The sequence below is a fragment of the Castellaniella hirudinis genome (assembly GCF_042651965.1).
Lineage (GTDB): Bacteria > Pseudomonadota > Gammaproteobacteria > Burkholderiales > Burkholderiaceae_B > Castellaniella > Castellaniella hirudinis.
Genome location: NZ_JBHSDY010000007.1, coordinates 80,076 through 93,597, shown reverse-complemented (window position 1 = coordinate 93,597; position 13,522 = coordinate 80,076). Strand labels below are relative to the sequence as shown.

Here is a 13,522-nt window from a genome sequence, read left to right as displayed (position 1 = left end):
CCCTCTTTTGGCGCTCCCCATGTCCGCATCCTCCCGTTCGCGCTCGCCTGCGCTCCGGCTGACTCCCCTGGAAAGGCGCAGCAGCATCGCCCTGGCGACCCTGTTCGCCGCGCGGATGCTGGGCCTGTTCCTGCTGACGCCGATCTTCGCCGTGGCGGCGCGCACCCTGGCCGGGGGCGATGATCCGGCGCGGGTGGGGCTGGCCCTGGGGGCGTACGGCCTGACCCAGGCCATCATGCAGATCCCGCTGGGCATGGCGTCCGACCGCTACGGACGCCGGCCCGTGATCGTGTTCGGCATGCTGCTGTTCGTGGTCGGCGGGGTGATCTGCGCCCTGACCAATGACGTGGACTGGGTGACGGTCGGGCGCGTGATCCAGGGGCTGGGGGCCGTATCGGCCGCCATCACCGCCTGGATCGCCGACGCCACCCGCCCCGAGGTCCGCACCCGCGCCATGGCCATGGTGGGCGGTTCCATCGGCATTTCCTTCGCCCTGTCGCTGGTGCTCTCGCCCCTGCTGGTGGGCGAATTCGGCCTGTCGGGGCTGTTCTGGGCCATCAGCCTGCTGGGCTTCGCCTGCCTGCTGATCGCCATGTTCTTCGTGCCGGACGTGCCGCGCTCCGAGGCCGACATCGTCCAGGCCACGGCGCATGACGTGCTGGGCCACCGCGACCTGCTGCGCCTGAATTTCGGCGTCTTCTGCCTGCACTTCATCCTGATGTCGCTGTTCATGGTGGCGCCCGGCCTGCTGGGCCGCCTGGGCGGCTACGATTCCGCCAGCCTGTGGCAGGTCTACCTGCCGGTCATCCTGGCATCGTTCGTCCTGATGGTGCCGGCGGTTTTCTATACCGAAACGCGCAAGGCCCACAAGCCCGCGCTCGAATGGGCGGTGCTGGGCCTGGCCGTGGTGCTGGGCGCGTTGCCCTGGCTGACGGATTCCTTCTGGCTGGTGGTCGTCGCCTTCGTCCTCTTTTTCGTGGCCTTCAACATCCTGGAAGCCCTGCAGCCCTCGCTGGTGTCGCGCGTGGCGCCGCCCGCCTACAAGGGCCTGGCGCTGGGCTTCTACAACACCGCCCAGTCCCTGGGCGTGTTCGCCGGCGGCGTGCTGGGGGGGATCCTGGCGCGCACCGGCGGCACCTCCATGGTGTTCTGGACCGGCGCCATGCTGGCGGCGGTCTGGCTGTACACGGCGCGCGGGGCCAAGCCCGTGCGTTGAGCCGGCGACGGGGTGCGCCGGTCTTGCCGGACGTGTAAAGTGGTCGGCTGCGGGGGCGCTTGTAGGGGTAATCCCGCCTGGGCGATAATGATCATTTGACGCATTTCGATGCGGCATGCGCGATCATCGTCCACGATAATGGCAGCCACATCGTTCAACTACAGGATTTTCCACCATGGCCTCCGTCAACAAAGTCATCCTCGTCGGCAACCTGGGGCGCGACCCCGAAGTCCGCTACAGCCCGGACGGCGCCGCCATCTGCAACGTGTCCATCGCCACCACGTCCCAATGGAAGGACAAGGCCTCCGGCGACCGCCGCGAAGAAACCGAATGGCACCGCGTGGTGTTCTACAACCGCCTGGCTGAAATCGCCGGCGAATACCTGAAGAAAGGCCGCTCGGTCTACGTCGAAGGCCGCCTCAAGACCCGCAAGTGGCAGGACAAGGAAACCGGCGCTGATCGTTACAGCACCGAAATCGTCGCTGACCAGATGCAGATGCTGGGCGGCCGCGAAGGCGGCGGCGAGATGGGCGGCGGCGATTCGGGCGGCTTCTCCCAGCCGCCGGCCCGCCGCGCGCCGCAACAGCAGCAGCCGCGTCCCGCCGCCCCGGCGGCGGCCCCGGCCAGCAACCTGGGCGATATGGACGACGATATTCCGTTCTGAAGGTTCACCTGACCGGATTCCTGGCGGCGATTGAACGCCAGGCCTCCAGACCCTGTATCAGGGTCTCCCCGGCGTCGGCGATGTGCGCCTCCAGCAGCCGGCAGGCCCGTTCGACATCGCCTTTGCGTACGGCAGAGAGCAGTTGCCGGTGCTCGCGCTGCGAGCCTGGATCCCAGGCCACGCAGGACGCGGTAGCGTACATATAGCGCGTGCGCGATTCGTGCAGCATGTCGATGCTGGCGAGCAGACGGGGCATGGCGCAGGGCCGGTACAACGCCATGTGGAAGGCGCGGTTGGCGGCTTCCCAATCCTGCATGCTCTGCGCCTGGGCGCCCGAATGGATCGCGGCCTGGGCGAGTTCGATGTCGGCCGCCGTCATGACGGGCATGGCGTGGCGCAAGGCCAGGGGCTCCAGCGCACCCCGCATGTGGCTGATCTCCACGACGGAAGCTTCATCCAGCAAACTCACGCGCACGCCCTTGCGAGGCTCGCTCACCAGCAGGCCGCGCGCCTCCACCTGACGGAAGGCTTCCCTGACCGGCACATGGCTGGCGCCAAACTCGGCGGCCAGGGCATCCTGCCTGACCCTCTCGCCGGGGCGCAATTGCCCCGTGACGATGCGATCCACCAGCGTGCGCGCGATGCGCGCGGGCAAGGTGTCGTCGTCCGGCATCGTCATGCGGTCTCCTGAGCCTGCCAGAGGGGGCCGCAGGCGGCTTGAACGGCGGCGCGCAGTTGGTCGCTGGTCAGCAGCGCCTTGAGCCGCTCAAGATCATCGTGAAGCCAACGGTCATCGGCCAGCATGGCGGGCACGATGGCGCGTACCGCCGATTGAGCGGCCGCCGTCCCGGCGCCCACGGGAAAGGCCGACAAGTCGCGGTCGGCCAGATCCAGGGCCTGCGCAGCGAGCAGCAGTTCAACAGCCACGATTGCCTGCGCGTTCTCGACCACGGTGCGCGTGCGCCGTGCGGCGAAGCACGAGTTGCTGATGTGATCCTCGGTGTTGCCTTTGGCGGGCAGGCTGGTGGCGCTGGCGGGACTGCACAAGCCCATGTTTTCCAGCACCAGGCCAGTGCCCATGCTCTGGGCCACCGCGAAGCCGGTGTTGATGCCCGGCCGTTGAGCGATCAGATTGGCCGGCAAGCCGAAGTTGCAGGCCGGGTCGATCAGGCGTGCGCTGCGCCGATCACAGATGGCCGACAGGTCCGTCACTGCCAGCGCGAGCAGATCCATGGCCTGGGCGATGTACTGCCCGTGGAAGTTCCCGCCCGAAATAATGGCGTAGCCTTCGGCTTGCGGAAAGATGAGGGGGTTGTCCGTCGCACTGTTCATCTCGGTTGCAAGGATGCCGTCGACATAGTCGAGCGCATCGAGCACCGGCCCGTGGACCTGGGGCACGCAACGCAGCGAATAGACGTCCTGGATGCGCGGCGCGAGCGGCGGCGCATGAGGCGTGCCGCTTTTCGGGCCGTCGTCAAGCCCGGGCGTGCTGCGCAAGCGCACTTGCCGCGCCGGCTCGGTGCAGCGCTGGCTGCCGGCCACCAGCCGTCGAATCGCCGCAGCGACCTGTCGCTGGCCGCGATGCGGACGCGCTTGCATGACGCGATCCTCGAAGCACGACAGTTCACCGCGCAGCGCCTCTAAGGACATCGCCATCGAAATCGTGGCGTGGGTCAACAGCTCACGCGCATCGTGAGCCGTGAGCACGGCATAGGCGAGCGAGGCCGTCGCGCCGTTGATCAGGGCCGTCGCGTCCTTGGCCTGAACGTCCAGGGTTGGTGCAAGGCCGGCAAGTTCAAAGGCGTGTGACGCGGGCATTTCCTCGCCGCGGAACGTCACCCGGCTCTGCGGCAGCCCCATCAGCGCCCCGCTCATCAGGGCCAGGGGCGCGAGATCGCCGCTCGCGCCGACGCTGCCCTTGGACGCCACAACGGGTGTGATGCCCAGGTTGAGCATCGCGATGAGCCGATCCAGTATCTCGACGCGCACGCCTGAATGGTTGCTGGCGAAGGCATTGGCGCGCAAGACCATCATGGCGCGAACGACTTCGGCAGGCATGGGTTCGCCCGTGCCGGCCGAGTGCGAACGGATCAGGCTCGCCTGGAAGGTGGAGATCTCATCCGGTGCAATGCGCTGACTCTTGAGCGCGCCCACGCCGGTGTTGAAGGCATACATCAGGGGGGCGTCTTCCTGCAGCCAGTGCGCTTCGATGTACTGGCGCGTCTCGGCCAGCGCCGCGCGGGCGGTGTCTGCGAGTTCAACGACCGCGCCGTGCCGCGCGACGGCGACGACGGCATCAGCACTCAAGCCGGCGCCGTCCAGAATGACTGTGCGCGATTTCATGTTGAATCTCCAGTGCTGAAATAGTAGATTATCTATGAAATCGATCTTGTGTGGTACAAATCAAAGGCCCTTTTCAAGCTCGATGGCGTCTGGCAAACGGGCGATCACCTTGATCTCGAACTGGAAGCCGTACAGCCAGGTGACGCCGATCCCCGTCAAGGCAGGATGAGGGGCATCGCCCCAGTATTCCGGCAGCACTTTCCAGACCGTGTCGAGCGTGGACTCCGGGTCCACAAGAAACACGGTGACATCGACCACGTCGTCGAATGTGCAGCCGGCGGCCTGGAGCACCGCGTCGAGGTTGTCAAAGGCGCGGCGGATCTGTGTCTCCAGTTCCGGCTCTACTGACCCATCATCGCGGCTGCCGACCTGGCCTGATACGAAGAGGAATCCGTTCGAGCGGACAGCGGGGGAGTAGCGGTTGCGCTCATACAGGGCCTGACGGCCCATCGGAAATACAACGTCACGGGATGTGCTCATGGCTCATGTCTCTCGCTTGACGGCGCACGGCCGTCCGTCATGGAAAACAAAGCAGTCACTCTAGTGCGCTGCGCGAGACCGATAAACCTCTCCATGGATTCATCTGTGTTTGTAAAATCCAAACAATGACTGTCAAAATTTTCAGATGAATCATGGATCGCTTTGACACCATGCAGGCGTTTGCGCGCGTCGTAGAGACAGGCAGCTTCACCAAAGCGGCCGAAACGATGCGCGTCAGCCGGACGACGGTCACGCAATGGGTGCAGCAGCTGGAGTCGCGCCTGCAGGTGAAACTGCTCAGCAGGACCACGCGCAAGGTCAAGGTGACGGACGCCGGCGCCGCATTCTACGCACGGGTAATCCGGTTATTGGCAGACGTTGAAGATGCGGAAAACAGCGTCGCGCAGGCGCACTGGCTGGCCGAGGGGCCGTTGCGTGTCGATGTGCCCAGCCCGCTGGCCAGGATGATCCTGATCCCCGCCCTGCCTGCGTTTCATGCGCGCTACCCCCGCATCCAGGTCATCATGCGGGTCAGCGACCGGACGGTCGACCTGCTGGACGAGAACGTCGACTGCGTCATCCGCGGCGGCCCGATCTCCGATCAGTCACTGGTTGCCAAACGCTTGGGTGAACTGCGCCTGCAGACCTATGCCTCGCCTGAATACGTGCGCCGCGCCGGACAACCGACCCATCCAGGCGAACTGGAAGCATCCCCCCATCAGGTCGTCGGTTACCTGTGGGCCCACAAAAACCAGCACTTCCCCTACGCGATGCGTCGAGGCCAGGAGCTTGTCCATGTGCGCAGCACGCATCGTCTGGCTGTGGATGACGGCAATGCCTACCTTGCGGCGGGTGTGGCGGGCCTGGGGGTGGTCTGGCTGCCGGACTATATGGCTAGTGACGCTGTGGCGCAGGGTGCGCTGGTGCGGCTGCTGACGGACTGGCAGCTCGATCCCATGCCTCTACACGCCGTGTTTCATCCGAGTCGGCGCATGAGCGCCAGGCTGGAGGCATTCGTCGATTGGACCGCCGAGCATATCGCCGCCCTGATCGCCAGCAAGCGCGGCGATCAGATCGAATAGTTCTGCCTCATCATCGGGTCGGTGAATGGAGACCGGATGCCCGTGCCTGGCATGGCCGCGTATGCGCTCAGCAAATCGGCGCTGCAGGGATTGGCCCGAGGCTTGGCTCGTGATTTCGGTCCGCGCGGCATCACCGTGAAGCGTGCGGGTGCTGCGGGTTTGTCTTCCACAAGCGGTTCTTGAAACTCGCCTCTTGATTGCCTACGATCTCACTGAAAAGGAGTTCCCATGCGCACATCCCGCCCTCGGATTGGACTGGCTCTCGGCAGCGGGTCGGCGCGCGGCTGGTCGCACATTGGCGTCATCCGCATCCTGGAATCGGCCGGCATTGCACCGGATATCGTCTGCGGGACCTCGATCGGCGCGCTGGTCGGCGCGGCCTACGCGGACGGGCAACTGGAAAAGTTCGAGGCCTGGGTGCGGGGGCTGACCTGGCAGGGCGTCGTGGGCCTGCTGGATTTCACCGTCAGCGGCGGGCTGATCCCTGGCGAGCGGCTGTTTTCCTTTCTGCGCTCGCATCTGGACGACAAGACGATCGACAGCCTGCCCAAGGCCTACGGGGCGGTGGCCACGGAACTGGTGTCCGGGCGCGAGGTCTGGCTGCGCGAGGGCTCCGTCATCGATGCGGTGCGGGCCTCCGCCGCCTTGCCGGGCCTGTTCACGCCTGCGCGGCGCGAGGACCGCCTGCTGGTCGACGGCGCCCTGGTGAATCCGGTGCCCGTGTCTCTGTGCCGCGCGATGGGGGCGGACATCGTCATCGCGGTGGATCTGAATTCGGATCTGATCGGACGGCGTCTCGAACCGGAAGCGCCGCCGGCGGAACCCGGCGCGTCCGAGACGCCGCCTTCCGGCGCGCTCGCCTCGATGCTGAGCAGGCTGCCGCTGGGTTTCGGGGGCGGCAAGGGCGGCACGCCGACGGCGCCCGACATGCCGTCGATCTTCGATGTGCTGAGCATTAGCCTGAACATCATGCAGGTGCGCATCACGCGCAGCCGCCTCGCGGGAGAACCGGCGGACGTGCTGATCCGGCCCCGGCTGGCGGATTTCGCCCTGATGGACTATCACCGCGCCGCCGGCGCGATCGACGAGGGCGAACGGGCCGCGCGGCGGGTGCTGCCGGAACTGCGGGACGTGGTCGGCAAGGCCTTGTAAGTCTCCGGGCAGGCCGGTGTGCCGCACCCCAAAGGACCCAGTATCCATCGGTTACGTTCGCTCCGTCCGCTTCTCTTTAGCATGTTGTTTTTCCATTTCCAGCGAAGGCGGGCACCGTGAGTGCGATTGAGGGTGTGCGTATCCGGGGCCCTTTGGCGGGCGAGGGCGTCCGGGGCCTGTCGGTCTGGCTGTCCGATGATCGCTGGGCCGGCGCGGTCGAGGAAACGCATGGGATCGACGCCCTGGGGGCGTATCGGGACCTGCGGCTGAGCCGGAGCGCAGTCGAGCGCTGGATGCCTGGCGGCGACACGACGGGGATCGCGCAGGCCCTGGGGCTGGACCCGGACGCGCGCGACACCGATCTGGAAAAAGAGATCTTCGTCACCCTGCTGGGCTCGCCGCTGCGGTTCGAATTCCCCAGCGCGGACGAACTGGCCGCCGCCGTGCGTGTACGCCGCCGCATCGTCCAGGCTGCGCGGCGCACCGTGCTGGCTTTTGACACCGAGCAGGCCGAGCGGCCCGAGTGCTGGTCCTGGACCGAGGAGACCGGTTTCGTGCTGAAGCCCGGCTACGAACTGATTCCTTCGCTGGAGCGCACCTTGTGGCCGGATGTGTCGGGCCGGCTATTTTCCTTTTCATGCTACCGGGCGACGGAATACGTGCTGCTGCTGGCGCTGGCCCAGGAACTGGCTGAAAGCCACCCGGCGGCGCTGGGGGTGCTGCAGTGCCAATGGCGCACCAGGGCGATCCAGTCGGGCGCCTTTCATGACGTGTTCCTGCGGGAATACGGGTCGCTGCAGGCGCCGCTGCCGCCCCGTTACTACGTTCCGGGCGACCGGCTGTGGTTCCGCAATCCGGACGCCGCCTCGGCCGAAGTCGAGGGCTACGAGGGGTCCTGGGTGTTCTACCTGGGCTCGGGCCGTTTCACGAACTTCTGGAAGCCCGGCCAGCCTTATACCCTGGCGTCGAAGTGCGTAGAGCTCTACCACTGGCGCGACGGTCTGCGGCACGACGGCGCCCGGCCGTGGATGGATGAGTCGGTGGTCGATGCGCGGGTGGCGGAATCCCTGGCCGACCCGGCGGCGACATCGCGCATCTTGTCACGCATGATGCGTCTGCGCGATCCGGGCGGCGTCTATGCCGAGGGCGGCTGTATCGACGCCTCGCGCGAGGCGTTGCGCTGCCTGCTGCCGGGCACTTGGGATCTGGGGCTGCCGAGCCTGGCCGCCACGGCCTGAACTACAAAAAGTGGTCCAGAATCCGGCGGCTGGTCTTGTCCAGCGCCATCATGTCGCGCACCAGGAACTGCACGCCGTGGGCGTCGGCGATCAACAGGGCGCCGGCCGTCAGGCGGCGGATGTCTTCTTCGGCCTTCAGCGTCAGCCGGGTTGGCCCCCGGTCCGTGTCCACGTCCCAGTGGCTGGGCGTCGCCCAGGTCGAGGCATGGCGGATGCGCAGGATTTCCGGCCGGAATTCCCGCTGGGCCAGTTCCTCGTCCACCAGGCGGCCCGTGTCGGCCGGCAGCGCGTCCAGGCGCTCGATCCAGGCCAGTTCCTGGCCCTGGGCGCCGACCAGGGCGATGCTCTCGTCCGGCGCGTGGATGGGGAAACTGCGCACCGGCGTCACCGGCGCGTCGTGATGCCCGGGGCGGACCAGCACCAGCCTGCCGTAGGCGTCGCGCGTCAGTGACCAGTCGGGGCGGACGGCGGGCGGCTTGCTCCCGCGCAGGGTGCCCTCGGCAGTTGCGGACGAAACAGGCGCAGGCGAAACAGGCGCAGGTGGAACGGGATCAGGACGCATCCAGGGCCTCGTCAATGTCATCGGTTTCGTCCCAGCCGGGCGGTGCGGCCGGGGACTCGCCCTGCTGCTGGGCGCGGTGCAGTCGGGCATAGGCGCCGTCGCGGGCCAGCAGTTCCTCGTGGCGGCCGATCTCCACGATCCGGCCCCGATCCATGACGACCAGACGGTCGGCCTCGCGCAGCGTGCTCAGGCGGTGGGCGATGGAGATCGTCGTGCGGCCGCGCACCAGATTGTCCAGCGCCTTCTGGATTTCGTTTTCGGTGGTGGTGTCCACCGAGGACGTGGCTTCGTCCAGGATCAGAATGGGCGGGTCGATCAGCAGCGCGCGGGCGATGGAGATACGCTGGCGCTCGCCGCCGGACAGGGCCTGTCCGCGCTCGCCGACCAGGGAGTCGTAGCCCTGCGGCAGGCGCAGAATGAATTCGTGGGCATGGGCGGCGCGGGCGGCGGCGACGATCTCCGCGCGGCCGGCGTCGGGGCGGCCGTAGGCGATGTTTTCCGCCACCGTGCCGTAGAACAGAAAGGGTTCCTGCAGCACCAGGCCGATGCGGCGGCGGTAGTCGGCGATGGCATAGCGGCGGATGTCCGTGCCGTCCAGGCGGATCACCCCGCCGGATACGTCGTAGAAACGGCAGATCAGGTTGACCAGGGTGCTCTTGCCCGAGCCGCTGTGGCCGACCAGGCCGACCATCTCGCCCGGGGCGATGTCCAGGCTCAGGTCGTGGATCACCGTGCGGCTGCCGTAGCGGAAGCTGACGTGGCTGAGTTCGATGCGGCCCGCGACGTGCTCGGCGCGGTGCGGCGCGGCGGGCTCCGGCACGCTGGAGACGTGGTCGAGGATGTCGAAGATGCGCTTGGCGCCCGCCGCAGCCCGCTGGGTGGTCGAGACGATGCGGCTCATGGAGTCCAGGCGCACGTAGAAGCGGCTGATGTAGGCCAGAAACGCGGTCAGCACGCCGACCGTGATCGAACCCCGGGACACCAGCCAGATGCCGAAGATCCACACCACCAGCAGGCCCAGTTCCGTCAGCAGCGTGACCGTGGGTGTGAACAGCGACCAGAGGGCGTTGACGCGGTCGTTGATCACCAGGTTGCGGTCGTTGGCTTCACGGAAACGCGCGACTTCCCGGCGCTCCTGGGCGAAGGCCTTGACCACGCGGATGCCGGGGATGGTGTCGGCGAGCACGTTGGTGATCTCCGACCAGACGCGGTCGGCCTTTTCAAAGCCGTGGCGCAGGCGATCGCGGACCCAGTGGATCATCCACAGAATCAGCGGCAGCGGCGCCAGGGTCGCCAGCGCCAGCAGCGGATCGATCGCCAGCAGCACGGCGGCCGTCATCACGATCATCAGCACGTCGGTGAAGAAGTCCAGCAGGTGCAGGGACAGGAACAGGCAGATGCGGTCGGACTCCGAGCCGATGCGGGCGATCAGGTCGCCGGTGCGCTTGCCGCCGAAATACTGCAGGGACAGTTGCTGCAGGTGCTGGTAGGTGGCGGTGCGCAGATCGGCGCCGATGCGTTCGCTGACCCAGGCGAGGATGGCGCTGCGCGCCCAGCCCAAGCCCCAGGCGAGGATCGAGGACGCCAGCAGGCCGCCCAGGTAAAGCGTCACCCGGTGGTAGTCGATCGGGACCCCGTTCTGGAACGGGATCAGCACGTCGTCCATCAACGGCATGGTCAGGTAGGGCGGAACCAGCGAGGCTGCCGTGGCCGCCAGTGTCAGGAGCAGGCCGACGGTCAGTTGCCGGCTGTAGGGACGGGCAAAGCGCCACAGACGGAACAGGGAACTGGCGCGCGGCGCGGCCGGCCCGGGGTCGGCGGCGGGCGCCTCGGGCGTGCCGGGGACCGCGCCGGGTGGCGCCGGTTCGCGCAGGGCCTGCCAGGCGGCCACCAGGCGCTGGGCTTCGGGCTGGCGTTCCAGCGTGTAGCGCCAGCGCGCCAGGCGGGCATGGGCGTCGGTCAGCTCCAGGCTGCCCACGCCGGCGTAGTCGTGCAGCCGCGCCTCCAGGTCGGGGCGCAGCGGCCAGGACCGGCTGGCCTGGGCATCCGCCCCGCAGGCCAGCCAGCGGCGGTCGGTCAGGACGATCAGCCCGTCACCGTAGCGCAGGTGGGCGTCCAGGTCGGTGCGCAGCCAGCCCAGGACACGTTCATCGGTGGTCAGTTGCGTGGCCAGAACCGTGCGCCACGGCTCGGGCAAGCCCAGCGGATAGGGATCGGCTGATGAAGAATCGGTGGGGAAGCCCGGCATGAACGAGGGGGGTCGGGAAGGGGAAGAAAAGGGTCGCGGATCGGGATTGAGATCGGGCGGCGTTCAGGGGCCTGTCAGGCTGCGTTCAGGAGGCTTTCAGCAGGGAAAATCGCGTCACAATTTTCAACTTTTTTTCTGTACTGCGCAATAACAGCGAGATTAATATGTGTGCCGATGTTTTTCAGCGGTCTCCAAAAAAGGTGACCGCTTTCGCCGGCCCCGGCACCTTGACGCATGGTTCGATCATGAACGAAAAGAATATTGAGTTTCTCAATATGGTGCATCTGAGGGGGCCGAACATCTGGGCCTACCGACCCGTCATCGAGGCGCTGGTGGACATCCACGATCTCGAGGATTGTCCGTCCAATCTCATCCCCGGTTTCTACGAACGCCTGAGCGCCTGGCTGCCGTCCCTGGTCGAGCACCGCTGCAGCGTGGGCGAACGCGGCGGGTTCCTCAAGCGCGTGCGCGAGGGCACCTGGCCGGCCCACATCCTGGAACACGTCACGCTGGAACTGCAAAGCCTGGCCGGCATGCCGGGCGGGCTGGGACGCGCGCGGGAAACACCGTTGCGAGGCGTCTACAAGGTCATCGTGCGCGCTTGGCATGAGCCCCTGACGCGCGAGGCGCTGTATGCCGCGCGCGACCTGGTGATGGCCGCTATCGAGGACCGGCCTTTCGACGTGGCCGGCGCGATCGAGCGCCTGAAGGACCTGGCCGACTCCCTCAGCCTCGGACCCAGCACGGCCTGCATCGTGGATGCGGCCGACGACCGCGACATTCCGGCGATCCGCCTGAGCGACGCCAATCTGCTGCAGTTGGGCTACGGCGCCCGCCAGCAGCGGATCTGGACGGCGGAGACCAGCCGTACCAGCGCCATTGCGGAAAGCATCTCGCGCGACAAGGACCTGACCCGCCGGCTGCTGCAATCCTGCGGCGTACCCGTACCCGAAGGCCGCCTGGTGGACAGCGCCGCCGACGCCTGGGACGTGGCGCAGGACCTGGGGCTGCCGGTGGTGGTCAAGCCGTCGGACGGCAATCATGGACGCGGCGTGTTCACCTGCCTGAACACGCGTGAACAGATCGAGGCCGCCTATGCCGTGGCGGTGGACGAGGGCAGCGGCGTCATGGTCGAACGCTTCATCCAGGGCGACGAGCACCGCCTGCTGGTGGTGGGCGGGCGCATGGTAGCCGCCGCGCGCGGCGAGGCCGCGATGGTGGTGGGCGATGGCGCATCCACCGTGCTGCAACTGATCGAGAACCAGCTCAATTCCGACCCGCGGCGGGGCCGCGACGAAGACCATCCCCTGAACTTCATCCGCCTGGATTCGGCGGCCCGTCTGGAACTGGAACGCCAGGGCCTGCACGGCGACGCCGTCCCCGAGCGCGGCCGCGCGGTGCTTGTGCAGCGCAGCGGCAACGTGGCCATCGACGTCACCGACGAGGTGCATCCCGACGTGGCCGAGCAGGTGGCGCTGGCGGCCCGCGTGGTCGGGCTGGACATCGCCGGCATCGATCTGGTGGCGCTCGACATTTCCCGGCCCATGGCCGAGCAGCGGGCGGCCATCGTCGAGGTCAACGCCGGTCCCGGCCTGTTGATGCACCTGAAGCCCGCCGCAGGCAAGCCCCGGCCGGTCGGCCAGGCCATCATCGACGATCTGTTTCCCGCGCCCGAGGATGGGCGCATCCCGGTGATCGGGATCAGCGGCAGCCGGGGCACCACGCCGGTTGCGCATCTGGTGGCCCACCTGCTGCGCCTGACCGGGCGCGCGGTCGGCCTGGCCTCGTCCGAAGGGCTGTTCATGGGGGCGGCCCAGGTCACGACGCAGGATTCCGCCCACTGGGAGGCGGCGCGCCGCGTCCTGCTGAACCGGGCGGTTGAATATGCCGTGATCGAGAACGGCGGCCGCGCTATCCTGGGCGAGGGCCTGGCCTACGACCGCTGCCAGATCGGCGTCGTCACCGGCATCGCTCCGGACGTCACCTGGCCGGAGTTCTACATGGAAGCGCCGGAGCAACTGGCGCGGATCTTCCGCACCCAGGTGGACGTGGTCCTGCGGGACGGGGCGGCCGTCCTGAACGCCGACGATCCCATGGCGGTGGAACTGGCGCCGCTGTGCGATGGCGGCGTGCTGTTCTACGGGCTGGATGCGGATGGCGGCGCGCTGCGTGCCCACCTGGAAGGCGGCGGTCGCGCCGTGTCCGTGCTGGGCGGCGTGGCGGTGCTGATCGAGGGCGGCATCCAGATCCCGGTGATCGGTCTCGACGAACTCGCCCCGGCGATCGACGCCGACGGTCCTGCGCCCGTGCTGGCGGCGCTGGCCGTGGTCTGGGCCCTGGGCCTGGATGTCGAGCGCATGCGCATCGGCCTGAGAACCTGGAACGCCCGGGTGCAGCCGGGCGAGACCCCGACCCCGCTCGCCGCCTGAGACCTGGCGCGCCCGGATGCGGCCTTGATGGCACGGACACACCGACCCTGAATTTTTCCCGGTCCGGCGGGACGTCCGTCGGCCACTCTACCCTCCGAGGACATTGGT

General features: G+C 67.6%; 11 protein-coding genes and 2 pseudogenes. 7 read left to right on the top strand and 6 right to left on the bottom strand.

Annotated elements, in window-relative coordinates; all coding sequences use genetic code 11:
- Positions 1-19 precede the first annotated feature (19 nt).
- Together ACFO0J_RS12080 and ssb are read left to right on the top strand one after the other, a co-directional pair.
- Complete coding sequence (locus ACFO0J_RS12080) at positions 20-1,216, top strand: MFS transporter (protein ID WP_376813341.1); 1,197 nt, start codon at positions 20-22, stop codon at positions 1,214-1,216.
- 175 nt (positions 1,217-1,391) lie between these two features.
- On the top strand, positions 1,392-1,880 hold the full coding sequence (ssb, locus tag ACFO0J_RS12075; protein WP_376813340.1) for a single-stranded DNA-binding protein: 489 nt from the start codon (positions 1,392-1,394) through the stop codon (positions 1,878-1,880).
- A 4-nt stretch (positions 1,881-1,884) separates the two neighbouring features.
- Here ssb and ACFO0J_RS12070 read toward each other — a convergent pair whose 3' ends face one another.
- The 3 genes from ACFO0J_RS12070 to ACFO0J_RS12060 are packed head-to-tail and all read right to left on the bottom strand — an operon-like array spanning position 1,885 to position 4,703.
- Complete coding sequence (locus tag ACFO0J_RS12070; protein ID WP_376813339.1) at positions 1,885-2,559, bottom strand: GntR family transcriptional regulator; 675 nt, start codon at positions 2,557-2,559, stop codon at positions 1,885-1,887.
- A complete protein-coding gene (locus tag ACFO0J_RS12065) occupies positions 2,556-4,223 on the bottom strand; it encodes an HAL/PAL/TAL family ammonia-lyase (RefSeq protein WP_376813338.1) in 1,668 nt (555 codons plus the stop codon). The genes ACFO0J_RS12070 and ACFO0J_RS12065 overlap by 4 nt, the downstream gene beginning before the upstream one ends.
- Positions 4,224-4,283: 60 nt before the next feature.
- Positions 4,284-4,703, bottom strand: a complete 420-nt coding sequence (locus ACFO0J_RS12060; protein ID WP_376813337.1) for a RidA family protein — start codon at positions 4,701-4,703, stop codon at positions 4,284-4,286.
- Positions 4,704-4,855: 152 nt separating this feature from the next.
- Here ACFO0J_RS12060 and ACFO0J_RS12055 point away from each other — a divergent pair, with 152 nt between their 5' ends.
- The 4 genes and pseudogenes from ACFO0J_RS12055 (at position 4,856) to ACFO0J_RS12040 (ending at position 8,175) form a co-directional block, all read left to right on the top strand.
- Positions 4,856-5,785 (top strand): LysR family transcriptional regulator, encoded by a 930-nt coding sequence (locus ACFO0J_RS12055; protein WP_376813336.1) that lies wholly within the window; start codon positions 4,856-4,858, stop codon positions 5,783-5,785.
- 12 nt (positions 5,786-5,797) lie between these two features.
- Positions 5,798-5,923 (top strand): annotated as a pseudogene (locus ACFO0J_RS12050) (SDR family NAD(P)-dependent oxidoreductase); the annotation flags it as partial.
- A 90-nt stretch (positions 5,924-6,013) separates the two neighbouring features.
- Positions 6,014-6,937, top strand: a complete 924-nt coding sequence (locus tag ACFO0J_RS12045) for a patatin-like phospholipase family protein (RefSeq protein ID WP_376813335.1) — start codon at positions 6,014-6,016, stop codon at positions 6,935-6,937.
- 116 nt (positions 6,938-7,053) lie between these two features.
- Positions 7,054-8,175: a hypothetical protein gene (locus tag ACFO0J_RS12040; RefSeq protein WP_376813334.1), complete on the top strand. Its 1,122-nt coding sequence runs from the start codon at positions 7,054-7,056 to the stop codon at positions 8,173-8,175.
- A gap of 1 nt (position 8,176) precedes the next feature.
- Here ACFO0J_RS12040 and ACFO0J_RS12035 read toward each other — a convergent pair whose 3' ends face one another.
- The 3 genes from ACFO0J_RS12035 to ACFO0J_RS12025 all read right to left on the bottom strand — a co-directional run bounded on the left by ACFO0J_RS12035 (position 8,177) and on the right by ACFO0J_RS12025 (position 11,221).
- Positions 8,177-8,737: a cyanophycin metabolism-associated DUF1854 family protein gene (locus ACFO0J_RS12035; protein ID WP_376813333.1), complete on the bottom strand. Its 561-nt coding sequence runs from the start codon at positions 8,735-8,737 to the stop codon at positions 8,177-8,179.
- Complete coding sequence (locus tag ACFO0J_RS12030) at positions 8,727-10,985, bottom strand: cyanophycin metabolism-associated ABC transporter (RefSeq protein WP_376813332.1); 2,259 nt, start codon at positions 10,983-10,985, stop codon at positions 8,727-8,729. Before ACFO0J_RS12030 ends, ACFO0J_RS12035 begins: the two co-directional genes overlap by 11 nt.
- 74 nt (positions 10,986-11,059) lie before the next feature.
- Positions 11,060-11,221 (bottom strand): hypothetical protein, encoded by a 162-nt coding sequence (locus ACFO0J_RS12025; RefSeq protein ID WP_376813331.1) that lies wholly within the window; start codon positions 11,219-11,221, stop codon positions 11,060-11,062.
- Between the two features lie 9 nt (positions 11,222-11,230).
- Here ACFO0J_RS12025 and ACFO0J_RS12020 point away from each other — a divergent pair.
- Positions 11,231-13,369 (top strand): annotated as a pseudogene (locus ACFO0J_RS12020) (cyanophycin synthetase); the annotation flags it as partial.
- Positions 13,370-13,522 lie beyond the last annotated feature (153 nt).